General features: G+C 57.4%; 24 protein-coding genes, 1 tRNA gene, 1 pseudogene and 1 riboswitch. Of the genes and pseudogenes, 15 read left to right on the forward strand and 11 right to left on the reverse strand.

Going from position 1 to position 22,304, the window contains the following annotated elements; all coding sequences use genetic code 11:
* Positions 1-24: 24 nt before the first annotated feature.
* From nusB to GKC41_RS01175, 7 genes and pseudogenes are all read right to left on the reverse strand, one after another.
* Positions 25-501 (reverse strand): annotated as a pseudogene (gene nusB, locus GKC41_RS01145) (transcription antitermination factor NusB); the annotation flags it as partial.
* A 22-nt stretch (positions 502-523) separates the two neighbouring features.
* On the reverse strand, positions 524-1,087 hold the full coding sequence (gene efp, locus GKC41_RS01150) for an elongation factor P (protein WP_015022137.1): 564 nt from the start codon (positions 1,085-1,087) through the stop codon (positions 524-526).
* 236 nt (positions 1,088-1,323) lie between these two features.
* Positions 1,324-2,523 (reverse strand): elongation factor Tu, encoded by a 1,200-nt coding sequence (tuf, locus tag GKC41_RS01155; protein ID WP_015022138.1) that lies wholly within the window; start codon positions 2,521-2,523, stop codon positions 1,324-1,326.
* Between the two features lie 195 nt (positions 2,524-2,718).
* Complete coding sequence (fusA, locus tag GKC41_RS01160) at positions 2,719-4,845, reverse strand: elongation factor G (protein WP_110413173.1); 2,127 nt, start codon at positions 4,843-4,845, stop codon at positions 2,719-2,721.
* Positions 4,846-4,871: 26 nt separating this feature from the next.
* Positions 4,872-5,342: a 30S ribosomal protein S7 gene (rpsG, locus tag GKC41_RS01165; RefSeq protein ID WP_015022140.1), complete on the reverse strand. Its 471-nt coding sequence runs from the start codon at positions 5,340-5,342 to the stop codon at positions 4,872-4,874.
* Between the two features lie 3 nt (positions 5,343-5,345).
* Positions 5,346-5,717, reverse strand: a complete 372-nt coding sequence (gene rpsL / locus GKC41_RS01170; RefSeq protein ID WP_015022141.1) for a 30S ribosomal protein S12 — start codon at positions 5,715-5,717, stop codon at positions 5,346-5,348.
* 734 nt (positions 5,718-6,451) lie between these two features.
* Entirely contained in the window at positions 6,452-6,820 is a 369-nt protein-coding gene (locus GKC41_RS01175) for a DUF488 domain-containing protein (RefSeq protein WP_154312564.1), read from the reverse strand.
* 112 nt (positions 6,821-6,932) lie between these two features.
* Here GKC41_RS01175 and GKC41_RS01180 point away from each other — a divergent pair, with 112 nt between their 5' ends.
* From GKC41_RS01180 to GKC41_RS01200, 6 genes are all read left to right on the forward strand, one after another.
* Positions 6,933-7,931 carry a YwiC-like family protein gene (locus GKC41_RS01180; RefSeq protein WP_154312565.1) on the forward strand — a complete coding sequence of 333 codons (999 nt, stop codon included), beginning with the start codon at positions 6,933-6,935 and terminating at the stop codon, positions 7,929-7,931.
* A complete protein-coding gene (locus tag GKC41_RS01185) occupies positions 7,928-8,503 on the forward strand; it encodes a DNA-deoxyinosine glycosylase (protein ID WP_154312566.1) in 576 nt (191 codons plus the stop codon). Before GKC41_RS01180 ends, GKC41_RS01185 begins: the two co-directional genes overlap by 4 nt.
* The gene (locus GKC41_RS01190) at positions 8,493-8,951 is read left to right on the forward strand and encodes an ASCH domain-containing protein (RefSeq protein ID WP_154312567.1); all 459 of its coding nucleotides are present in this window, start codon (positions 8,493-8,495) and stop codon (positions 8,949-8,951) included. Before GKC41_RS01185 ends, GKC41_RS01190 begins: the two co-directional genes overlap by 11 nt.
* 120 nt (positions 8,952-9,071) lie before the next feature.
* Positions 9,072-9,147, forward strand: a tRNA-His gene (locus tag GKC41_RS01195).
* Between the two features lie 199 nt (positions 9,148-9,346).
* Complete coding sequence (locus GKC41_RS08930) at positions 9,347-9,478, forward strand: hypothetical protein (protein ID WP_267872833.1); 132 nt, start codon at positions 9,347-9,349, stop codon at positions 9,476-9,478.
* 204 nt (positions 9,479-9,682) lie between these two features.
* Positions 9,683-10,111: a hypothetical protein gene (locus GKC41_RS01200; protein ID WP_029678615.1), complete on the forward strand. Its 429-nt coding sequence runs from the start codon at positions 9,683-9,685 to the stop codon at positions 10,109-10,111.
* Positions 10,112-11,002: 891 nt separating this feature from the next.
* Here the strand turns inward: GKC41_RS01200 and GKC41_RS01205 are convergent.
* From GKC41_RS01205 to GKC41_RS01215, 3 genes are all read right to left on the reverse strand, one after another.
* Positions 11,003-11,350, reverse strand: a complete 348-nt coding sequence (locus GKC41_RS01205; protein WP_154312568.1) for a hypothetical protein — start codon at positions 11,348-11,350, stop codon at positions 11,003-11,005.
* A 35-nt stretch (positions 11,351-11,385) separates the two neighbouring features.
* Positions 11,386-11,982, reverse strand: coding sequence for a DUF3737 family protein (locus GKC41_RS01210; RefSeq protein ID WP_418904379.1), 597 nt, complete (start codon positions 11,980-11,982; stop codon positions 11,386-11,388).
* A 238-nt stretch (positions 11,983-12,220) separates the two neighbouring features.
* Complete coding sequence (locus GKC41_RS01215) at positions 12,221-12,604, reverse strand: VOC family protein (RefSeq protein WP_154312570.1); 384 nt, start codon at positions 12,602-12,604, stop codon at positions 12,221-12,223.
* Positions 12,605-12,908: 304 nt separating this feature from the next.
* Here GKC41_RS01215 and GKC41_RS01220 point away from each other — a divergent pair, with 304 nt between their 5' ends.
* Both GKC41_RS01220 and GKC41_RS01225 read left to right on the forward strand, forming a co-directional pair.
* Positions 12,909-13,178: a carboxymuconolactone decarboxylase family protein gene (locus tag GKC41_RS01220; protein ID WP_154312571.1), complete on the forward strand. Its 270-nt coding sequence runs from the start codon at positions 12,909-12,911 to the stop codon at positions 13,176-13,178.
* Between the two features lie 70 nt (positions 13,179-13,248).
* On the forward strand, positions 13,249-13,803 hold the full coding sequence (locus GKC41_RS01225) for an NAD(P)H-dependent oxidoreductase (protein WP_154312572.1): 555 nt from the start codon (positions 13,249-13,251) through the stop codon (positions 13,801-13,803).
* A 94-nt stretch (positions 13,804-13,897) separates the two neighbouring features.
* Here the strand turns inward: GKC41_RS01225 and GKC41_RS01230 are convergent, their stop codons facing one another.
* Positions 13,898-14,233, reverse strand: a complete 336-nt coding sequence (locus GKC41_RS01230; protein ID WP_154312573.1) for an aldo/keto reductase — start codon at positions 14,231-14,233, stop codon at positions 13,898-13,900.
* A gap of 166 nt (positions 14,234-14,399) precedes the next feature.
* A riboswitch (guanidine-III (ykkC-III) riboswitch) is annotated at positions 14,400-14,457 on the forward strand.
* Positions 14,458-14,984: 527 nt separating this feature from the next.
* Here GKC41_RS01230 and GKC41_RS09065 point away from each other — a divergent pair.
* From GKC41_RS09065 to GKC41_RS01265, 7 genes are all read left to right on the forward strand, one after another.
* Entirely contained in the window at positions 14,985-15,134 is a 150-nt protein-coding gene (locus tag GKC41_RS09065) for an ACT domain-containing protein (RefSeq protein ID WP_418904380.1), read from the forward strand.
* Positions 15,135-15,629: 495 nt separating this feature from the next.
* Positions 15,630-16,397: a hypothetical protein gene (locus tag GKC41_RS01240; RefSeq protein WP_229281550.1), complete on the forward strand. Its 768-nt coding sequence runs from the start codon at positions 15,630-15,632 to the stop codon at positions 16,395-16,397.
* A 477-nt stretch (positions 16,398-16,874) separates the two neighbouring features.
* Positions 16,875-18,065, forward strand: a complete 1,191-nt coding sequence (locus tag GKC41_RS01245; RefSeq protein ID WP_154312575.1) for an NAD(P) transhydrogenase subunit alpha — start codon at positions 16,875-16,877, stop codon at positions 18,063-18,065.
* Positions 18,062-18,430, forward strand: a complete 369-nt coding sequence (locus tag GKC41_RS01250) for an NAD(P) transhydrogenase subunit alpha (protein WP_154312576.1) — start codon at positions 18,062-18,064, stop codon at positions 18,428-18,430. Before GKC41_RS01245 ends, GKC41_RS01250 begins: the two co-directional genes overlap by 4 nt.
* Positions 18,427-19,836: an NAD(P)(+) transhydrogenase (Re/Si-specific) subunit beta gene (locus GKC41_RS01255; RefSeq protein WP_324611995.1), complete on the forward strand. Its 1,410-nt coding sequence runs from the start codon at positions 18,427-18,429 to the stop codon at positions 19,834-19,836. The genes GKC41_RS01250 and GKC41_RS01255 overlap by 4 nt, the downstream gene beginning before the upstream one ends.
* Positions 19,837-19,917: 81 nt before the next feature.
* Positions 19,918-20,943 carry a threonine aldolase family protein gene (locus GKC41_RS01260; protein ID WP_154312577.1) on the forward strand — a complete coding sequence of 342 codons (1,026 nt, stop codon included), beginning with the start codon at positions 19,918-19,920 and terminating at the stop codon, positions 20,941-20,943.
* 262 nt (positions 20,944-21,205) lie between these two features.
* Positions 21,206-22,255 carry an NAD(P)-dependent alcohol dehydrogenase gene (locus tag GKC41_RS01265; RefSeq protein ID WP_029678622.1) on the forward strand — a complete coding sequence of 350 codons (1,050 nt, stop codon included), beginning with the start codon at positions 21,206-21,208 and terminating at the stop codon, positions 22,253-22,255.
* Positions 22,256-22,304 lie beyond the last annotated feature (49 nt).

Here is a 22,304-nt window from a genome sequence, read left to right on the forward strand (position 1 = left end):
TGGCTTTGCCTTGTCGGATTCATCATCTGAAACGTCCGCATCGGCCTCGGCATCAGCCAGGGCGGCGATTCGATCGGCTTGCTCACGACGAGCCTGATGCTCATCCTTCTCCTGCTCCAGGGCGCTGAGAACGCCGTGGATGAAGGAGGGAGCATCGGCATCCGAAAGTGTCTTGGCCAAAGAAAGGGCCTCATCGATGGCCACCTTGTCAGGAACCTCGGGGTTGTAGAGCATCTCCCAGGCGGCGATACGCAGAATGTTGCGGTCAATGGCATGCATCCGGCTCAGCGGCCATCGGGTGGAATGGGTTTGCAGAGCCTCATCGATATCTCGACGATGCTCTGCCACACCCTCGACAATGGTCACTGCATAAGCAGGCAGAGGTGTCTGAGCCCCCGGCCGAACCTTGCGCTCTTCCAGCAGGGAAAGGAAATCCTGGCTCTTCTCATCGGCCTCATAGAGGGTATTCAAGGCCCGCTTGCGGGCTGTGGAACGTGCCATGGATGTGTGGTTTCTGCCTGACTCAGTTCTCGCGGCCCAGGTAGGAGCCGTCGCGGGTGTCCACCTTGACCTTCTCGCCCTCGCCTACGAAGAGGGGCACCTGAATCTCGGCCCCGGTCTCCACAGTAGCGGGCTTGGTGCCGGCATTGGAGCGGTTGCCCTGCACGCCGGGCTCGGTTGCCGTCACGGTCAGCACCACGGATGCAGGCAGTTCCACGGACAGAGGGTTGCCGTCATGGAAGCTGATGATACAGTCGGTGCCCTCAAGCAGGAAGCGCTCCTGATCGCCGACCAGGGCCTCGGGGATGTTGACCTGCTCATAGGTGTTCATGTCCATGAAGACGAAGGAGTCACCGTCCCGGTAGGAGTACTGCATGGTCCGGTTGTCGACGGTCTCGAAGTCCATCTTCATGCCCGCGTTGAATGTACGGTCCACAATCTTGCCCGAGAGGACGTCCTTGATGGTCGTGCGCACAAAGGCCGGCCCCTTGCCCGGTTTGACGTGCTGGAACTTGATGACGGTCCAAAGCTTGCCGTCCAGGTTGATGACCGATCCGTTCTTGATGTCGTTGGAAGTCTGTGCCACCTTGATACCACCTCATTCTGATGAACGTTCCTTCGGAGGGCTCCTGGCCATCTGCCGAAAGCACCGGGCCACACAGGATCCGGCCCGCTCGCGATAAATCCTCGCCTATTATGCCACGGCGCATGAACACCGGGGCTGGTCCGGCGGCGAAGCCTGCCGGATATGGGCGGGGCCCGGAATCACAGAAAGGATTCCGGGCCCCGTCATTGGATCGTGTCGACAAGCGACAGACAATCCTACTCGATGATCTTGGTGACTCGACCTGAGCCGACCGTGTGGCCGCCTTCACGAACAGCGAAGGTCAGGCCCTCCTCCATGGCGACGGGCTGGATCAGCTCGACGGAGAAAGTGGCGTGATCGCCAGGCTGAACCATCTCCACGCCCTCGGGCAGGGTGATGACGCCGGTGACGTCGGTGGTCCGGAAGTAGAACTGCGGACGGTAGTTGGAGAAGAACGGCGAGTGGCGTCCACCCTCGTCCTTGGTCAGCACATAGACCTCGCCCTCGAACTTGTGGTGAGGGGTCACGGTGCCGGGAGCAGCCACGACCTGGCCGCGCTCGACGTCCTCACGGCCGATGCCGCGCAGCAGCAGACCGGTGTTGTCGCCAGCCTCAGCCTCGTCCATCTGCTTGTGGAAGGTCTCGATGGAGGTGACGGTGGTGGACTGGGTATCCCGCAGGCCGACAATCTCCACGTTGGTGTTCACAGGCAGCTTGCCACGCTCGACACGGCCGGTCACCACGGTGCCGCGGCCGGAGATGGTAAAGACATCCTCGATGGGCATCAGGAAGGGCTTGTCCAGGTCGTGGACCGGGGTGGGGATGTAGTCGTCGACGGCATCCATGAGGTCCTTGATGGTTTGAACCCACTTGTCGTGGTCAGGGGCATCGTCATGCAGGGCGCCGTAGGCGGAGGTGCGGATGACGGGGCAGTCGCGGTCGAAGCCGTTCTCGTCCAGCAGATCGCGGACTTCCTCCTCGACCAGCTCAATCAGCTCTTCATCGTCGACCATGTCGCACTTGTTCAGGGCGACCAGGATCTTCGGCACGCCGACCTGGCGGGCCAGCAGCACGTGCTCACGAGTCTGGGCCATGGGGCCGTCAGTGGCGGCGACCACCAGGATGGCGCCATCCATCTGAGCAGCGCCGGTGATCATGTTCTTGACGAAGTCGGCGTGCCCGGGGCAGTCCACGTGGGCGTAATGGCGCTTGGCGGTCTGGTACTCGATGTGCGCGATGTTGATGGTGATGCCGCGCTCCTTCTCCTCAGGAGCAGCATCGATCTGAGCGAAATCGTACTCGGGGTTGACGTCCGGGTACTCCTCATGCAGCACCTTGGAGATGGCCGCGGTCAGGGTGGTCTTGCCGTGATCGACGTGGCCGATGGTGCCAATGTTAACGTGCGGCTTGGTCCGCTCGTACTTTTCCTTTGCCATTGTGTTTTGTCCTCCTGGACGTCTCGTAGGTTGCCTGCGCGAACCACGCACAGAGCACTCGCTACATATTACTGGGTTATCGGGTTCTTTGCCACTTTTGCCCTCCGCCCAGTCAGCGCTACAAGAGTGTAACGCCGACTTGTGACAGAAGAGCCTTTTTGCGCAGGCCCGCCGTGGCGGCGGACCGAACCGGCATTACTCGCCTCGCTGGGCCTTGATGATCTCGTCGCTGACGGTCTTGGGAACCTCAGCGTAGGAGTCCATCTGCATGGTGAACATGGCGCGTCCCTGGGTCTTGGACCTGAGGTCGCCAATGTAGCCGAACATCTCCGACAGGGGCACCTTGGCGTCGATGACCTTGACGCCGGTGGCGTCTGTCATTGACTGGATGGAGCCACGACGGGAGTTGATGTCACCCATGACGTCGCCCATGTACTCCTCGGGAGTACGGACCTCAACAGCCATGATGGGCTCGAGGATGACGGGCTTGGCCTTGGGAGCAGCCTCCTTGAAGCACATGGAGCCAGCGATCTTGAAGGCCATCTCCGAAGAGTCGACCTCGTGGATCTGGCCATCGGTCAGGGTCGCCTTGACACCCACGACCGGGAAGCCTGCCAGCACGCCGGACTCCATGGCCTCCTGCACGCCCGCGTCGACCGAGGGGATGAACTCCTTGGTGATGTGGCCGCCGGTGACCTTGTTCTCGAAGATGTAGGATTCGCCCTCAGAAGTGTCCAGGGGCTCGAAGTTCATGAGCACCTTGGCGAACTGGCCGGAACCACCGGTCTGCTTCTTGTGGGTGTACTCCTGGTTCATGACGGGCTTGCGGATGGTCTCGCGGTAAGCCACCTGGGGCTTGCCCACGTTGCACTCCACATGGAACTCGCGGCGCATGCGGTCCACCAGGATGTCCAGCTGGAGCTCGCCCATGCCGGAAATCAGGGTCTGGCCGGACTCCTCGTCCGTCTTGACCTGGAAGGTGGGATCCTCCTCGGAGAGTTTCTGCAGGGCGATGCCCATCTTCTCCTGGTCGGCCTTGGTCTTGGGCTCCACGGCCACCTCGATCACAGGATCGGGGAAGGTCATGGATTCCAGCACCAGCGGCGCCTTCTCGTCGCACAGGGTGTCACCAGTGGTGACGTTCTTGAGCCCGACGAAGGCGTAGATGTTGCCGGCGATGGCCTCGTCGACCGGATTCTCCTTGTTGGAGTGCATCTGGAAGAGCTTGCCGACGCGCTCCTTCTTGTCCTTGGTGGAGTCCAGGACCGTTTCGCCCTGGGCCACCTTGCCGGAGTAGACGCGCACGTAGATCAGCTTGCCGTAGAAGGGGTGGGTGGCCACCTTGAAGGCCAGGGCCGAGAAGGGCTCGTCCACTGTAGGCTTGCGATCGATCTCGACGGACTCGTCGCCAATCTTGTAACCCTTGATGGCCGGCACGTCCTCGGGGCTGGGCAGGTAATCCACGACTGCATCCAGCATGGGCTGCACGCCCTTGTCCTTGAAGGCGGATCCGCAGAAGACCGGGAAGGCCGACTGCTCGATGGTCATCTTGCGCACAGCGGTGCGAATCTCCTGCTGGGAGATCTCCTCGCCGCCCAAATACTTCTCCAGCAGGTCCTCGTCCGACTCGGCCACGGCCTCGAGCAGCTCGGTGTGGTACTGCTCGGCCTTGTCCTTGAGGTCGTCGGGGATGTCGATGGTGTCGTACTTGGCGCCCAGGTCGGCCTCGTCCTTCCAGTAGTAGGCCACCATGCGCACCAGGTCTACCACGCCGTGGAAGTCGCTCTCAGCGCCGATGGGCAGCTGCATGACCAGCGGCTTGACGCCCAGCTTGTCCTTGATGGTGTCCACCGAGTAGTAGAAGTCGGCGCCCAGCTTGTCCATCTTGTTGATGAAGCAGATGCGGGGCACGCCATACTTGTCGGCCTGACGCCAGACGGTCTCGGACTGGGGCTCCACGCCCTCCTTGCCGTCGAACACCGCCACGGCACCATCGAGCACACGCAAGGAGCGCTCCACCTCGGCGGTGAAGTCCACGTGGCCGGGGGTGTCGATGATGTTGATCTGGTAGCGGTCCTCAGGGTCGTGGGACTGGCGGTTCCAGAAGGCCGTGATGGCGGCGGAGGTGATCGTGATGCCACGTTCCTTCTCCTGGTCCATCCAGTCCATGGTGGAGGCGCCGTCGTGGGTCTCGCCGATCTTGTAGTTGACGCCGGTGTAGTAGAGAATACGCTCGGTCGTCGTTGTCTTGCCGGCATCGATGTGGGCCATGATGCCGATGTTGCGGACCTTGGTCAGGTCCGTGAGCACGTCTTGTGCCATAATTCCTTGTTCTCGCTCTCTTGGGATTACCAGCGATAGTGGGCGAACGCCTTGTTGGCCTCGGCCATCTTGTGGGTGTCCTCGCGGCGCTTGACCGCGGCACCCAGGCCGTTGGAGGCATCAAGGATCTCGTTGGCCAGCCGCTCCGACATGGTCTTCTCACGACGGGCGCGGCTGTAATCGGTCAGCCACCGCAATGAGAGCGTATTGGCGCGGTTCGGCTTGACCTCGACGGGGACCTGGTAGGTGGCGCCGCCGACACGACGGCTGCGGACCTCCAGGCTGGGACGAATGTTGTCCAGGGCGCGCTTGAGCACGGCCACAGGCTCCTGGTCGGTCTTCTCCTTGACCTGCTCCAGGGCGGTATAGACGATGTTCTCGGCGATGGACTTCTTGCCGTCCAGCAGGATCTTGTTGATCAGCTGGGCCACCACGGTGGAACCGTAGATGGGATCGGGCAGGAGCTGGTGCTTTTTAGCTGGTCCTTTGCGTGACATGTGTTACTTGGCCTTCTTTGCTCCGTACAGGGAACGGCCCTGCTTGCGATCCTTGACTCCCTGGGTATCCAGCGCACCGCGCACGATGTGGTAGCGCACGCCGGGCAGATCCTTGACACGTCCGCCGCGCACCAGCACGATGGAGTGCTCCTGCAGGTTGTGTCCCTCTCCGGGGATGTAGGCGGAAACCTCGATGCCGGAGCTCAGACGGACACGGGCAACCTTCCGCAGAGCCGAATTCGGCTTCTTGGGGGTGGTGGTGTAGACACGGGTGCACACGCCGCGACGCAGCGGGCTGCCCTTGAGTGCCAAAGTCTTCGACTTGCGAGGCTTGGCCTTGCGCCCTTTGCGGACGAGCTGTTCAATTGTTGGCAACTGACTCTCTCCGATTCCTTTGATGAACTTGTCTTCGTTTGCACTGCGAGACCGCCGCACCGCAGCCGCAGTCGCTCCCAGGAGGAGAGATCAGCCACTGTCCACCGGCCCGATGGCCCCTGATCCTCCTGCCGGGCATTGCTGCCTGCATTCTTCGGATTGGGGATATCCCGACAAGCTCACCTGTGACATAAGGCGTGCTGTCGGCACACACGTTGAAAAGTATATCACCGAACCAGACATCGTTACGCCTGTCACGTGTCTGTATGCTCTAGGCTTTGTTCACTGTGATGCCGTATTGGAAACGTCTTGGGAAAAGCCCTTGCAGCAGAATCCCAATAGGCCTTTGCACATACCATATATATGCAGGTCCAGTAATCGGGTACACGCCTCCAACAGATTCCTAATCCATAAGCGTTACAAGTGACGGAATATGAATACATGGGAATACATGTCTAAACCAGGACAGATAAATGCCAGGAACAATGGTGGGCCTGGCTTTGCGGGAGCCGCCGGTTACGTTCCGGATTCAGCGAACAGCACCGACGAAGATGTGCCATTGCTCCGAATGGTGTCCGAACAGGCGGGCGAACAGTCGCTGGCGTTCCTGTTTCATATTCCGAAAAGATGGCCGCTTTAGGACTTGCGCTGGCAGTGTGCCTAGGTGGAGCAGCTTTGGCTCCATCAAATGCCAGTGTCCCGCAACGCCCTGGAATTTGTAAAAGGCCAGTCGTCTACTTGTCTTTCTTTTCAAGGGCCTGACGAATGTAGTCGCGCAGGATCAGAGCATGGTTGACGGCTGGATCCTTGGCCGCATAGACCAGTGTCGTCCGATCGTGTTCGCGCACAATGCTCAGCAGATCCTCCAAGGCAGGATTGTCATCCAGCTCAGTACGGTAGCGGCGGACGAAGTCCTCGAAGCGGTCAGGATCATGGTGCCACCAGCGCCGCAGGTCCGGACTGGGCGCGACATCCTTGAGCCAGCCGGACAGGGCTGCCCGCTCCTTGCTGACGCCGCGCGGCCAAAGCCTGTCGACCAGGATGCGGACCCCGTCCTCGTCAGCTGTCTGCTCGTATACGCGCTTGATATCCACCTGACCCATCATCTGCCTCCTGAAACCAGGAACCCGTGTGATTCATGACTCCTTCGACCATGATATTGACCGAATCTGCATTACGGAAGAGGCAGTGACACCCATACCGGGGCGTAGGCTGATGAGTATGCTTACAGACGCAGACAGGGGCAAGGCCGCCGGGTCGAACGGCAGCAGACCAAACCCTCAAGCCCGCAAATCGGCAGAATCGACCGGATCAGGATCCAAGGGACGACAGTGGCGGCGGCTATGGATACCCGATCAGATAGGCGGCTGGGCCATGGCCTTGATGCCGGGCCTGGCCGGTCTGCTGATCGGAGGCCCGACCTGGAGGGGTCTGCTGCTCATGGTCGCCTGGGCCTTCTGCTACTGCTTTGAATTCACCGGCTCGCGATGGATGGTATCGCACCGGGCTGCCAGATTCGCACCGCCAGCTCTGGGTTACGCCCTGCTCACGGCCGTGACCGGACTGATCCTATTGGTCGGCACCCCTGGGCTCCTGCGATGGGCCCCGCTCTATCTGGTGCTAGGTGTGCTGAACTTTGCCGCCGCCTGGCTGCGCACGGAACGCTCCTGGTGGAACGATACCGTAGCCGTGATTGCGGCCTGCATGCTCTGTCTGATCGCCGTCTCCCTGGGGTCACGATTCCAGACGCCGGGACCGAGTCCGGAAAGCGCCAAGGCCAGCTACTTCGGATGCCAACCGAATCCTGCTGTGGACTGCTTCGCCAGCGGATTTTTCCCAAGCGCTGCCCTGCCATCGATTGGAGTGGTCAGTGCAGCTGTCTTCGCTGTAACCCAGTTCGGTTCGGTCATCTTCGTCAAGACCATGATCCGCGAGCGCGGCAAGACCTGGTGCTACCTGCTTTCGCTGGCTTGGAACCTGGCCCTCTGCCTGATCGGGGTCGCCATGGTACGCACCGCAGGATGGTGGCCTCTGTTGACCGCCCTGGTTCTGCTGGTTCGCGCGGCCTCACTGCCTGCCATCTCCAGGCGGCGCCGCATTCCCATTCTGTATGTGGGCCTGGTCGAATGCGCAACCAGCCTGCTGGTCTTCATTCTGGTGATTGCACAGGCTAACGTGATGACCGCGTCTCTGACTGGACTGCTTGGCGCATGACTGCAGGTTCTACCACACACGTCACCCACGAGTTCGGACCCATTTGGGATGCCCGATCTCGTGTGCTGATCCTGGGATCCATTCCCAGCCCGAGTTCGCGCGAAGCCGGCTTCTACTACATGTTTCCGCACAACCGCTTCTGGCCCGTGCTGGCCGCACTCTTCGACCAGCCTGTTCCAGGGCCTGATCCGGCTGTCCGTGCTAGGTTTGCCCTCAATCATTGCATAGCACTCTGGGATGTCATCCAGGAATGCGACATCCACGGCGCCTCCGACGCTTCAATAACCAATGTCGTGCCGACCGACATCGCTGGCTTGCTGGACCGTGTGCCCATCGGCACCATATTCACCACAGGACGCAAGGCCGGCCAGCTTTACCGTCGCTACTGCCTGCCTATCCTGCAGGAGAAGGGATATCGATCGACGATGATCAATCTGCCATCCACCAGTCCCGCCAATGCCGCTATGAGCCTGGCTGATCTGATCAAGGCATACCAACCCATAAGAAAAGCGCTCGACGACAAAGAGCCTAAGTCTGATAGGCAAGACAATCACAACGACTATGACAAATAAGCAAATACCAGCGGTCAAAGCCCAAGATGTTGCGAATCTTCCCAGGGATGAATTTGCCTTCCCCGGTCCAGGACGTGATTGTCTGGTGGAAGCGATCCTGGAGGGGCGCAAAACCGCTACGACCAGCCTGATGGCAGAATTCATCCATGATCATGAGCCACTCCCCTCCTCCGGCCGACGAACGCTTCTGTTGAACTCAGATGACCAACCAGTTGCCGTCCTCAGATATGCCTCGGTGAGTGTGACCCGACTCGGCCTGGTCACACTGCAGCATGTTCTGAATGAAGGAGAAGACTATCAAAGCCTTCCTGAGTGGCGCGAGGCTCATGAGTCTTTCTGGACCTCAGAAAACATGCGACAAGCATTGGATGATCCGGACTTCACCGTCGATGATCAGACCCTGGTGGTGCTGGAGACTTTTTATGTAGAGGCCATGGTCGTGAACTGAAAGTCCAAGGACAAAGCACGGTCTTTGGGCATGGGTCACACTTCACCGGCGTGCCATGTCATGTCATCGTGTATAGTTTCATCTGTTGCATTGATCCGCGATGCGGGTTGATTCACCATGGTGGCTATAGCTCAGTCGGTAGAGCACCTGATTGTGGTTCAGGAGGTCGCGCGTTCGAGCCGCGTTAGCCACCCCAGATCAGGCCCCTACTCCCGACTGGGAAACAGGGGTTTTATCATATATGTGATTCCTGCTTATGGTCGAATCTTGTGCGCCATTTGTGTGCCAAAATCAGGAAAAATATAGCGACCCGCCCTATGCCTACGCTCGATCTCCCTGACGGTCCTTTCGATGGCCCCGTACCAGATAGCGGCCAAATCTGCTCTAATCTGCTGATGGATACTTGCGGGGTGCTCATGGTCCTGCCGGCTGAGGCCGGCCTGCTGCTACTGGTCGATGACCTGGTCGAGAAGCTTGTGAAAGAGGATAATCAGCCTCTTCGCGAATCTTCTGACGCGGGCACATAGCCGGGATGGTTGTCGCGCATCTGGGAGATGTCATCAAGGATATAGGCCATACATGGATGACAGGCCGGACTCATATGACGATATGAGTAGGGCCGGGAGGTCGCCGCCCCAGTGCGACGCGGCCTAGTATCCCCATCATGCGTCACATCGCTAGAGATGTAATATAGACATCAGCAAGGGGTACACACAATCAAAGAGGATAAGATGGCACTCTGCGGCATCACCTACAGATGCGGGCACACGGACACAGTGGAGATCAAGGGCATCAACTGGTTCGGGAGGCGCAAGAAGAAGGCCGCCTGGTACGGGACTATCGACTGCCCAGCCTGCCGGGCGGCGAAGGTCCGCCGAGAGCTCAATAGCCTGCCCGCACTTGAAGGCAGCGACGAGCAGGTGGCTCGCGCCGCCGACATACGTGAGAAGATGATGGAACTGCTGGAGATGCTGGACGAGACACAGGAGGACCACGACGGCCGGGCCGAGAGCGGGGCCACCGAAGAGGGGACAGAATTGGCCGACCGCACCTCCGCCTGGCTCAAGGCCCAGGCGTCCGCATCATGGTGGGTCGATCATCAGGAGCCCGTCCATGCCATCCTGGACGCTCAGGAGGCACTGCGCGGGCAGGGGGACTGACATGGCCATGATCCCCATTACGCAGTATGCGGACATGCACGGGCCATACCGTGCTACAGCATCAAATCCGTCTGTTCTTTTCCTTACTGACTTTGAAGTTTGACCGCTTTTCTCACCATTCTGGGAGAAACCACTGTCGGTAGACACTCGACACGGAAGGCTATGACTAATCACAAAGCTATTAGAGCTGAATGAAGTCGAAACCGAGTTCCGACACCAAACTCCCGACTCCATAACGTGCTCGTATCCATTGACGGGTAGGTTTTCTCAATTTCTTTTCAGCCTCTTTAGAAGCCGTCTTCAAAATATGCAAGGCAGGATAGTTTATGTATTGCACTAACGAGCTCCTCTCGTATTGTTCCCGACAATAATTGGACAAGGAACCAACCCTCTGTCGCGAACCTGCACAACGCTTTTCTACCCAAGGGTGAGGCGAATATTCAGACGAAATACATCGACAACAACATGCGATGTGTTGGTTTGATACATCAGAAATACCCTCTTATCTAAAGAGCAGCACAGCTCACAAGTTGAAGATGAAGACCGAGATTCCGAATATGATAAGGAGCAGGTTGCTAGCCAAATCGAACCAAATTACGATGCGTGGCTGTGTCTTCTTTTGTAATACCTCCACCATGGCAGTCAAGAGGAACCACCAAGTCATCATCCCTGTAAATATGACAATTATGATCCATATACCCGAACAAGAGTTCTGATTCCAGTCAGCATTGAGAACAGAGCGAGAGAGCGACAGTCCAAGCATTGAAACTGGATTGGTAACACCTGCAGCCAGACCCAAAGCGAAAGAAATTAGATTATATCTGTTACCGATATTAGGTGTCATGAACAGCTGCGATTGCGAATGTATAAGCTGCTCACAACTACCAGATGCTATTTCGTCCCCCGCAGGGCGAACATCGCTTTTTTTGCAATCAGTTCATTCGGCAGGCCTTTCCGGCTTAAGGAAGTCGTAAAGTCTGAGGACCCCGATCGCCGCAGCCAGTATGGCTCCCGCAAATACAATCGGCTTTTGATAACTGAGGAAAGTCTGAGAAAGCAGGCTGGGGCCAAAAAATCCGAGAGCACGATACAAGCACACTGCCACGGCTGCCCCATGCCGGTGATGAAACCAGTTGCCGGCCCTGCAGACAGGGTTCTCTGCATGCTCATAATTCCCGCAGCTCCAACAGGCATTCCAAAAACCAGTCCAATCACGAGACCTGTCAGCAAGCTGATCATTATTACTCCTGATAGGGCAGCGGCTTCCGGCGCAATTACCGCGTACGCGAAGTCGGAGAATTGTCTTCAATGATGGTTTTCTCAGGATCGACTCGCGCAGACTCCAAAACAATCTTGCCGAATCCATCCGCCTGAATGGTTCCAGACTGCGGATTGAGTATGCTGTCTACATAACCCTTGGCTTCCACATCCACATTTGAATACTCGAAAGCCAGGGTTGTGTTGATCAGACGGCAGTTGCGCAGAACAAGGTTATCTATGTAGCACATGCCCTGCAGACTTTCAATCTGACAATTCTCGAAGGTCAGATTTTCAGAGTTCCAACCCAGGTATTCCCCTGAGATGGTCGAATTCCGGACCGTTACATTCTCCGAGTTCCAGAATGCGTCCTTGGACAGTATTCGAGCATGGTCAATATTAACGTCACTGGCACCATCAAAGGAATAATCGCCATCCAAGCTGAAATCGCGTGCTTTGATGCCGTGGCTGTTCATGGCAAAATAATCGCCTTGCGCGCTGACGTGCTCCATATCGATGTCGCGACAATTCCAGAGCGTCTCATCCGCATTAGGCATGGTTACATCCCTCATTACTATGCCGCTGGAGCGCCTGAAAGTTTTGGGGGCCTGAATAGTGTGTCCTCAAGGCCTATGCTTTGTGTATACCAGATTCCAGCGTCATTATCTGGAAATATTACGAAGCCAGATTGGAGCAGAATACGCCTGCAAATCGGCAGAAGCCAGGAAAACCCTATGATTCGACTCAAAATATATCAGAAACACGAAACCCAGCCTGCACTTATCGAACCACCGGCTCAAAGAATCTAGCCGCAAGGATGCATGCGCCGACGCATCCGGTTCTTCTCCAGTATCAGTCCTGGTCGTATCTGGAAAGCTCGATCAGGTTCCTATCGGGGTCCCTGACATACACCGAGGTGATGGCCCCATCCGCGCCGGTCCGGCTGACCGGACCCAGATAGTCGACACGATGCTCACGGAGCGCGGCAACCACATCATCCAGCGAATCCTCCACCAGCAAACACAAATCAGCAGAGCCGGGTGTAGGCTTGTCCGCCTTGGGGTCAATCTCGTAGCCGGCCTCATGAATGTTGATCTTCTGCCGGCCGAATTTCAATGCCAACCGCCCATTACCGAAAGTCTGCACCTGCATGCCCAGCACCTCACGGTAAAAGGCACAGGTCGCATCGACATCCCGCACCGTGATGACCAGATGATCCAAACCAGTGATCCTCATTCACCCAACTCCAATCGCAGAACAACCCAAAAGACAGCCTAGACTCCCGCAAGCCAAAAAACGGCATTACGACCAGCAAAGAAGGCGACCCATTGCCACAACAGACAAGTCCTCTACCCGAGCCGAGAAGAAACCGATCGGGCAGAAGCACGACAATAAATCCATGCAAAAAACGAATACCTACATATAAGCAATCGGCATTATAAATACCGTTTCGAGAGCCCTAGACTGTTGCCATTCACATCCATGACAGCAGTGAACCTGCATCTTGGACCACCATACAGTCAGCAAGGAAGGGAGTATCATGGCCACAAAACAAACAGCAGGAAGAGAGCAGTTGGGTGAATTCGCACCTCAGTTCGCAGCTCTGAATGACGATGTTCTATTCGGCGAAGTCTGGGCTGATGAACAAGCACTGTCCGCACACGACAGAAGCATGATCACCATAGCTGCATTGATTGCCATGGGCAGCGCAGAACAGCTCGACGCCCATCTGAACATCGGGAAAAAGAACGGAATCACCAAGGACGAGATAGTAGCGGAAATCACCCATCTGGCCTTCTACGCAGGCTGACCGAAGGCCTGGTCGGCCTTCAACCGCGCCAAGCAAATCTGGCAAAATGATGACTGAAAGAGAGCAAGGAATGGCACAAAACACCAAGACGGCGGTCCTGGTCTTCCACCCCCATATGGAAGCCTCACGGATCAACGCCCGCCTCATGCGGGAAGCCATGGGGCATGATGATGAGGGCATCCTGGTCCGGGACGAATACGCTGCCTTGCGCTCAGGTCAAATCGACATTCCCGACGAACAAGCATTCGTCAAAGGCTGTGACCGTCTGGTATGGCAGTTTCCCATGTATTGGTACAGCTGCCCTCCCCTGCTCAAAGAGTGGGAAGACCTGGTGCTTACCTACGGATGGGCCTACGGTACCCACGGCGATGCCCTGAAAGGCAAGGAACTCATGCTCGCCGTCTCGGTTGGCTCTGCTGGAGAGAACTATCACCATGAGGGTGAATTCGGCTATACGGTGGACGAGCTCCTGGCTCCGTTCAAAGCTACCAGCAATCTCATCGGAACCGTTTATCGGAAGCCCTTTATTCTCACAGGAGTGAGCTCAGGCATGAGCGATCAGAACCTGGAAAAGGCGGCCAAGGATTATTTGAGCCGTCTGCAAGACGACTGGCCAACACAATAAGCCTCAGCGACGATCCCTAACATCAAGACGAGGGCTTCCACACTGGAATCTTCAAGTGCGGGCGCCCTCGTCTTATCGACTCAGCGGACCTCAGTCACTGTGTATAGGATATCCCATGCAAACGTGTAGCCTCCTCGGGCGTATCCACATCAAGAATGAGCGGCCCACCCGTATCCATAGCACTTATGTCATGCATATCGTCATCATCAAGACTGAAATCTGCAATATTGTGGTTCTCACGAATCCGTTCCTCATGCACGGATTTCGGGATGGCGCATATCCCCTGCTGGATCAGCCAGCGCAATACCACCTGGGCCGGGGTCTTGCCATAGCGCTGACCAATACGCTTGAGGACAGGATTGTCGAAAATGCCCCGACGACCCTCAGCCAGGGGCGCCCAGGCCATGGGTGCAACCCCCTGCTCGGCCATGCTCGTACAGGTCTTCCATGCGCTATCGTCTCCTTGGTGATGCCCTCCTGCAATCTAACAAAGCGCGGGAAAACAGTACAATGCCTGCAGTATACGGCTGCCCATTCATCTTCTGCATATGCGGCGCACCAGACCTTCGGCCTCCTGCCAGTGGTGCTACAGTGTCTTTCCGGAAGCATCCCTTCCCCGGACGAGACGCGCCGTATCCGGATTGACGACGCTCATTAGGTCACTCGTGGAAGGATGTGGTTGGTTTATTCATGCTGGTTCAACTTTTTGGATTTTTGCTGCTGCTCATGGCCTTTGTCGCGAAGCAGCTGCTAGACCTGCCCAGTGGCAGCCGAGTCAACCTTGTCCTAAACCTTGTCGGTGCAAGCTTGCTGGCCGTCGATGCCCTGGCTAACCGGCAGTGGGCCCTTTTGCCCTCGAGTGCGGATGGGCCTTGGTTGCGCTATACGCCTTCACCCGTTCCCACTCAAAAAGCAAGTCACTTACGACCAAGAATTGCAGCTCCGCGACCAGGCAGGGGCAAGGCATCTGCATTCAGCCTACAGAAGCGGAAGCTGACTGTCTGCAAAGTTGCTAATTGCACAGGGGTTGACCTGAACTCACCCTATGTTTTTACAGTGCGAACCGATCAAGAGGCTTCATTGGTCTGTCCGGCCAACATGGTTCCCGCCAGGCCCTGGAACGCAGCGACGGCTGGCGGGCCTTCCGCATCCAAGGCATTCTCGATTTTTCGCTCATTGGCATCCTGGCGCCGATTGCCACAATTTTGGCAGACAAGGGCATAGGTATTTTCGCCGTCTCCACCTACAACACAGACTATGTCCTTACCAAGGCCGATGACTTCCCTGCCGCACTGGATGCCCTCGACAAGTCAGGATATACAATCATCTGATTGACACACAGCAACATAGCGGCGCAGGATACATCTTCTGCATAAAAATGAGCAGAGGAATAAAAGTACGTGAGAGTGCACAAGCAGCCTAGTCAAGAGTCGAAGTCTAGAATATGACCGCTGATTCTGCACGTCCATAAACAAACGTCTTTCGTCTTTGAATACACTGCAACGAATCCAGCACTTCACCCGCAAAAGTCGATATCAAAATGATGCTGGCCTAGTGCCGGTCAATGCCGCTTTTACAAGAAAACGGCACATACACTGGCCTCAACGGAGGTTGCTTCCTAAAAATGGGCAGGCCGCCAGATGACCTGCCACAAGCAATGGGGAAGAACAAGCCTGGAGGGTCAGATGAGTAACAATCGAAACGAACGTACAAATAAGAACCAAGGCAGGCATGAGGAATCGCGGGTGCCCGATAACCAGAAAAAGAGGTACGAGGGCAACTCCTCACAGAGCAACAACACCCGGGAAAGTTCCCAACACTCAACAATGGATGACAAGAATCGCATGCCGAAACCAGTGGAGAATGCGAACATCGGAAAAGAAAGCAAAGCAGAAAATGCTTCCAAGGCCAAGCCTGCATCAGGACAAACTGGCGAGAAGGAAGGCAGGGATTCATCCAGCAAGAACGCTGACCATGGCGGACCTGAAACGCAGAATAAGCAGGAACAGGCTCTACCCGCCAGCCATGCGCAAGCCGGCCATCCAGACAAAGAGCATGGCCCCTCCCCTGACGACAAGCCGAACCAACCCAGTAAGCCTGTCGATAAGCCATCTCAGCCGACGAGCGTTGCCAGCTTACCTAAACCGCGCAAGGCGAAAAACCATGATTCCTTCTATCTGGGCCTGGCCTCGGCAGTCCTGGTCGCAGCTCTGGGTCTCAGTCTGAGCACCATGCCGATCTTCTTCTCCCTGCCTCTTGCCGCTGTCCTCTTTGGAATCGGCATCTGGCTCCTCTCCTATGCCAGCTTCAAGTCTCCAGGTAAACCAGAAGGAGAGGGAACGGAGACGGACAGGCACACCAGGACGGTAGTTGTGGCGACGGTCCTTCTGGTTCTGCAGACCTTCATCATGGATGTGTTCATCTTCACGCGAATGGGAACAGTGGGCAAACACCAGAATGCCATCGTCATCACCTGGATCATTGCCAGCATGATCGAGACCCTGGCTGCCTTCGCTCTTATTTATCATCACAATCCCCTGCAGTCCAAGCCCAAGGACCCTGCGGCAAACGATAAACGCGAAGGGAAGCAATAAGGCGCAGCAAGCATTAGTCTGAAACAGAAAAGAAGGTTGGGAAGGCCTAATAGACGGCCGTGCATGTGAAATTGCCACAGCTTTCTTCCCGCCAAGGCCTTCCGCCTCAGGGTGCCGCTCATCGTTCTTGAAGATGCGCGGCACCCTTTAATTTGATCATGTCACCTGCTGCAACTTGACTCGGGCTGCAATGCCCTGCACTATGCCGCCAATCCGGCATCAAAACCGCAAAACCACTCTTCAGACAATTTATGAGCTGTGTAGACACAACTGGGCGAGCATAGCTTTTGCTCTTTCTGTTTCTCATCCCCCAAGCCAAGATACTCTACAAGATATCTTGAACTTAGTTTATCCTCGACTGATACTTATAAAACGCAGATGCATAATAAGTTGCCGTGGCCCCCCAACAAGAACATTCAGCAACTAGAATCATTGATGAAATTGTTCACACGCAGTTGTGCTTGAAGAAGGAAAGACATGAGTGGACCAGAACAATCTCCTGTAACCTTCGGGGTCCTCAAAGAGACAGACGATGAGGAGGCCCGTGTGGCTCTGACGCCTGACATCGTGACCCGGCTGACCAGGCAAGACGTTACCTGCCTCCTGGAGTCCGGAGCCGGGGTCCGAGCCGGCTTCCGAGATGAGGACTACCAACGGACAGGAGCCACCGTCACCGACAGGGATACTGTCCTATCCAAGTCGACAGTCCTGGGTTTCGTCGGCAGACCGGATAGCCCCTTGCTAAAGCGAATTCCAGCCGGAACATGGATCATCGGCATGCTGGGGTCATTGAGCGACAAGGACTACGCCGAATCCCTGGAGGCGTCCGGACTTACCGGAATCGCTATGGAGCGACTCCCCCGACAACTCAGCTCGGCCCAGTCCATGGATGAGATGACCTCGCAGAACTCGGTCATGGGATACAAGGCGGCTCTGGTGGCTGCCGATGCCTATGGATCCTTCTTCCCCATGATGACCACTGCAGCTGGAACCATCCGACCGGCCAAGGTCCTGGTTCTGGGCGCTGGGATCGCAGGCTTGCAGGCCATCGGGACCGCAAAACGTCTGGGAGCCGTGGTCACCGCCTATGACGTCAGACCCGCTTCCAGACAGGAGGTGGAATCCTTGGGAGCCAAGTTCCTCGACCTGGGACTGGATTTCTCCAAGGGACAGGGGCAGGGCGGCTATGCACGCCAGCTGACCGATCAGGAACAGGCCCAGCAGCAGGCTGCGGTGGATACCAAAGCGGCAGGCTTCGACGTGGTCATCACCACAGCCAAGGTTCCTGGTGGAAAGCCTCCCCGCCTCCTGAGCGCCGAGGGTGTGGCCAACCTGCATCCCGGAGCCGTGATCATGGACTGCGCTGCCAGCGAGCTGGGCGGCAACGTCGAGGGGTCACAGGTGGGAACAAAAACCACCGATAACGGAGTCACCATGATCGGAGCCCCGTACCTGGCCAGCGGCGTAGCCACGACGGCATCCAACCTGCTGTCCAGAAATGTGGCGGACGTGCTGGTGCATTTCCTTCGCAATGGCGCGCTCAGCATCAAAGCAGACGACGAGATTGATCAAGCACTTGTTGTAACAAAGGCAGCCGAATCCGGCACGAGCGAAAGCGCGGATGCTCCAGGTGTCGAAGAGACCGAAGAGAAAGGTCAAGAGCAATGAATTCTTTGGTCATAGCAATTACGCTCTTCATTCTGGCCCTGCTGATCGGCGTGGAGGTGATTGGCAAGGTTCCGGCCACGCTTCACACACCGCTCATGTCAGGCGCCAACTCCATTCATGGCATTGTGATCGTCGGGGTAGTCATCATCGCGGCGGAGGCTCACTCCCCGCTTTCCTACGTACTCATATTCCTGGCTGCCGTCCTTGGCGCCATGAATGTGGTGGGCGGCTACGTGGTAACCGACCGGATGCTGGAGATGTTCAAGTCCTCCAAACCCGACAAGAAGAAGGGTAAGGCCAGCCAGGACGAACAGGCTTCGGCCGTCACGACCGAGACCGCTAAGGATCAGGGAGCCGACAAGTGAACACCCTCGACATCATCACCTGGTTCGTCTACCTCCTTTCCTCAGTCATGTTCGTCATGGGCCTGCACTACATGAATTCCCCCAAGACGGCCCGTACAGGCAATAGGATTTCTGCAGCGGGCATGGTCATCGCCGTAGCCATGGCCTTCATCCATCTGTTCGCCACCGGTTTCAACTCCTCCCTAGCTATCATTCTGCTCGTGCTCGGCATCCTGATCGGATCGGCAGCAGGTGTCTATTCAGCCAGAAAGGTCAAAATGACGGACATGCCTCAGCTGGTTTCCGTCTTCAACACGGTCGGCGGCGGCGCTGCAGCCCTGGTCGCCCTGAACGACATACTGACTTCCGAGGGTACCCCGACTCTGGTGGTGTTGATCACCGCCGGCCTGGGCGTGGTCATCGGTTCCATCACCTTCACCGGCTCCCTGATAGCTGCCGGCAAGCTCCAAGGCATCAGCATGATCAAAAACCTGAAGCTGCCGGCCAAGGCTGTCTGGAATATGCTATTCGCCCTACTGACGATCCTCAGCCTGGTCATGCTCTGCCTGAATCCTGGCAATCGGACCCTATGGGCCATCCTCACAGCCATCTTCGCTCTAGGCTACGGACTGGTCTTCGTCATCCCCATCGGAGGCGCCGACATGCCCGTGGTCATCTCCGTCTTGAATGCCTGCACCGGCACAGCTGTGGCCATGAACGGACTGGCTATCGACAACGTCGCCTTGATCGTGGCAGGCGCCTTGGTCGGCGCAGCAGGTGCTACCCTGTCCGTCCTGATGGCCCAGGCCATGAACCGGCCGCTTCTGAGCGTCCTGGCCGGTGGGTTCGGCAGCTCCTCTGCGAGCGCCAGCAAGGATCAGGGTGCCCAGGGGACCATGAAGGAGACCACACCCGACGATGTGGCCGTTCAGCTGGTCTATGCCGACAAGGTCATCTTCGTCCCCGGCTTTGGTCTGGCTCAGGCCCAGGCCCAGCGCGAACTGGCCGATCTGGGTGAACTGCTCAAGGGCCGTGGCGTGGAGGTATCCTATGCCATCCATCCGGTGGCTGGCCGTATGCCCGGACACATGAACGTCCTCCTGGCCGAGGCCAACGTCCCCTACGAGGAATTGATCGACCTAGACGATATCAATCCCCAGTTCCCATCAGCCAACGTTGCCCTGGTTGTCGGCGCCAATGACGTGACCAACCCGGCAGCCCGCCGACCGGGGACCGCGGTATCCGGCATGCCCATTCTGGACGTTGACAAGGCCCAGCATGTTGTCGTCCTCAAACGAGGCAGAGGTAAGGGGTATGCCGGCATCGAGAACGAGCTTTACTTCAATCCAAACACGCAGATGCTCTTCAACGATGCCAAGGTCAGCCTGCAAGCGATCATTGCATCCGTCAAGGAACTCATCGCCTGAGCATATGCTGTAGTCAGAGCCATGGCTCCGGATCGGCTTTGCTGGTCCGGAGGCAATCATCATCGAACAGGAAGGACCTAGATGCTGTCATTCGTCAACGACTATTCCGAGGGCGCCCACCCCGAAGTCCTGCAGCGGCTGATCGACACCAACATGGAGCACCTTCCCGGCTATGGCAAGGATCGGTACTGTTCCTCCGCCTCTCAGAAGATCGCCCAGGCCTGTGGCTGCCCGCAAGCGCAGGTCTATTTCCTGGCAGGTGGGACCCAGACCAACCAGGTCGTCACCTCCTGCCTGCTGAAGTCCTACCAGGGAGTGGTCGCCGCGGACACGGGCCATGTCAACGTCCACGAGGCCGGCGCCATTGAAGCAGTTGGTCATAAGGTCCTGACCATCCCCGGCGAACAGGGCAAGATTCGCGCAGAGGATCTCAAGGCCTTCCTGGAAGGCTTCTACGCCGACGAAAACCATGAACAGATGGTCTACCCCGGCATGGTCTACATTTCCCACCCCACCGAATATGGAACCCTCTACACTCGCCAGGAGCTGGAAGACCTCTCGCAAATCTGTCGGGAACACAAGATTCCGCTCTACCTGGATGGTGCCAGACTCGGGTACGGACTGGTGGCCCCCGGAACCGACGTCGGCCTGACGGACATAGCCCGTCTTTGCGACGTCTTCTACATCGGCGGGACCAAGGTCGGCGCACTCTGTGGGGAAGCGGTGGTCTTCCCCAGGGGGAACGCTCCCGAGCATTTCAGCACCATGATCAAAAGAAGGGGAGCACTTCTGGCCAAGGGAAGGCTTCTGGGGGTGCAGTTCGATGCCCTCTTCACCGACGACCTCTATTCACGAATCAGCCGCAACGCCATACAGTCGGCAGCGATGATCAAAAAGGCCCTGCGCGAGAAGGGGTATCAGATCGTCATGGACTCCCCCACTAATCAGACCTTCGTCCGCTTGGACAATGAGCGCATGGAGGAGCTGTCCAAACAGGTCGCCTTCGATTTCTGGGAACGCAGCGATGCCACCCACACGGTGATCCGGCTGGCCACCTCCTGGGCGACGACAGTCGAAGACACCCAGGCTCTGATCAATCTGCTGTAAAAGCCGCTCAAGCTAAACCAAAGCAAACCAAAGTCATCCTCTCCCCCGCCGGCAATCTTTAGGGGGAGGGGTATTCGTATATATACGAGAACTTTTCATCCGCCCTGCAAATACGAGCAATCCCAACATTGTTGGACATATCACACTCGTTCGGGTGAGTGCGAAGCTGGTCTTCAGTAAGATTTTTATTGCAACGATGCTGATGCACACATCCCCGCCCTGAGCTTAGGGGGCGGAATGCTTCAACGATGAAAGGAAACTTATGAAAGCCGTTGTTTTTGAACAATTCAACACCTTCCCCACCCTCAAGGAAGTGCCGGAACCGACTCCCGGGAGCGGCGAGGTTCTGCTGAAGGTGGCTGGGGCAGGTTGCTGCCATTCAGACGTCTCAGTCTTCCAGGACTACACTCCCGAAACCGGCAGCCACACCAAGCCGCCGTTCATTCTGGGGCATGAGACCACCGGCTGGGTCGAAGAAGTAGGACCCGATGTCACAGGCTTCAAGAAGGGCGATGCCTACATCGTCTATGGGCCCACCGGATGCGGCCACTGCCCTCACTGCGTGGCAGGCCAGGAGAACTACTGCTCCAGCGCCGCAACCAATAAGTCACTGGCTCTGGGCCTGGGACGCGACGGCGGCATGGCCGAATACATGACCGTCCCGGCCCGCAACCTGGTGCCGCTGGGAGATGCGGATCCAATCGGCGCAGCACCCCTGGCTGATGCGGCCCTGACTCCATACCACGCCATCCGGGCTGCCATGCCTCACCTCAATGGTGGCGGAAAGTACGCTCTGGTCATTGGCCTGGGCGGACTGGGCCAGATTGCCATTCAGATTCTGCACGCACTGACCGGCGCCACTGTGATCGCCACAGACACCAAGCCTGAGGCCCTGGCCAAGGCTGAGGCCAAGGGTGCCATCCCCGTTATGAGCGACGAGCACCAGGTGGAAAACATCAGGAAGATCACCCACGGGGAGGGCGTGGATGCCGCCTTCGATTTCGTGGGTGTGGCTCCGACCATTGCTGCGGCACAGGCTTCAGGCGGCCCGGGATCCCGGGTGACCGTGGTCGGCATCGCCGGCGGCAAGGCGGAGTACGACTGGTACTCCAAGCCCTGGGAGCAGGAGCTGCTTGGCGTTTACTGGGGCTCCATCCCTGAGCTCTACGATGTGGCCAACATGTATCGCAACGGCCAGATCGAGACGGAGATCGAAACCTATTCGCTGGACAATGCCCTGGATGCCTATCACAAGCTGGTCGACAACAAGCTCTCGGCCAGGGCTGTTATAGTGCCCCACACCAAGGCCTGATTTCCCTTTTGATTGTAGACGGAGAAGCGGCTTACCTGTCAGCCGGATT

Source organism: Bifidobacterium asteroides, from assembly GCF_009683175.1.
GTDB lineage: Bacteria > Actinomycetota > Actinomycetes > Actinomycetales > Bifidobacteriaceae > Bombiscardovia > Bombiscardovia asteroides_H.

Excerpts from the sequence above, each read along its gene's own strand:
- GKC41_RS01185 (WP_154312566.1), top strand. The coding sequence starts at position 7,928 with ATGACTGCAGGTTCTACCACACACGTCACCCACGAGTTCGGACCCATT.
- GKC41_RS01200 (WP_029678615.1), top strand. The coding sequence starts at position 9,683 with ATGGCACTCTGCGGCATCACCTACAGATGCGGGCACACGGACACAGTG.
- tuf (WP_015022138.1), bottom strand. The coding sequence starts at position 2,523 with ATGGCAAAGGAAAAGTACGAGCGGACCAAGCCGCACGTTAACATTGGC.
- GKC41_RS01190 (WP_154312567.1), top strand. The coding sequence starts at position 8,493 with ATGACAAATAAGCAAATACCAGCGGTCAAAGCCCAAGATGTTGCGAAT.
- GKC41_RS01180 (WP_154312565.1), top strand. The coding sequence starts at position 6,933 with ATGAGTATGCTTACAGACGCAGACAGGGGCAAGGCCGCCGGGTCGAAC.
- GKC41_RS01240 (WP_229281550.1), top strand. The coding sequence starts at position 15,630 with ATGGATGACAAGAATCGCATGCCGAAACCAGTGGAGAATGCGAACATC.
- GKC41_RS01260 (WP_154312577.1), top strand. The coding sequence starts at position 19,918 with ATGCTGTCATTCGTCAACGACTATTCCGAGGGCGCCCACCCCGAAGTC.
- rpsG (WP_015022140.1), bottom strand. The coding sequence starts at position 5,342 with ATGTCACGCAAAGGACCAGCTAAAAAGCACCAGCTCCTGCCCGATCCC.
- GKC41_RS01265 (WP_029678622.1), top strand. The coding sequence starts at position 21,206 with ATGAAAGCCGTTGTTTTTGAACAATTCAACACCTTCCCCACCCTCAAG.
- GKC41_RS01205 (WP_154312568.1), bottom strand. The coding sequence starts at position 11,350 with ATGATCAGCTTGCTGACAGGTCTCGTGATTGGACTGGTTTTTGGAATG.
- GKC41_RS01215 (WP_154312570.1), bottom strand. The coding sequence starts at position 12,604 with ATGAGGATCACTGGTTTGGATCATCTGGTCATCACGGTGCGGGATGTC.
- GKC41_RS01250 (WP_154312576.1), top strand. The coding sequence starts at position 18,062 with ATGAATTCTTTGGTCATAGCAATTACGCTCTTCATTCTGGCCCTGCTG.
- GKC41_RS01225 (WP_154312572.1), top strand. The coding sequence starts at position 13,249 with ATGGCACAAAACACCAAGACGGCGGTCCTGGTCTTCCACCCCCATATG.
- GKC41_RS01245 (WP_154312575.1), top strand. The coding sequence starts at position 16,875 with ATGAGTGGACCAGAACAATCTCCTGTAACCTTCGGGGTCCTCAAAGAG.
- fusA (WP_110413173.1), bottom strand. The coding sequence starts at position 4,845 with ATGGCACAAGACGTGCTCACGGACCTGACCAAGGTCCGCAACATCGGC.
- GKC41_RS01220 (WP_154312571.1), top strand. The coding sequence starts at position 12,909 with ATGGCCACAAAACAAACAGCAGGAAGAGAGCAGTTGGGTGAATTCGCA.
- GKC41_RS08930 (WP_267872833.1), top strand. The coding sequence starts at position 9,347 with ATGGATACTTGCGGGGTGCTCATGGTCCTGCCGGCTGAGGCCGGCCTG.
- GKC41_RS01175 (WP_154312564.1), bottom strand. The coding sequence starts at position 6,820 with ATGGGTCAGGTGGATATCAAGCGCGTATACGAGCAGACAGCTGACGAG.
- GKC41_RS01230 (WP_154312573.1), bottom strand. The coding sequence starts at position 14,233 with ATGGCCGAGCAGGGGGTTGCACCCATGGCCTGGGCGCCCCTGGCTGAG.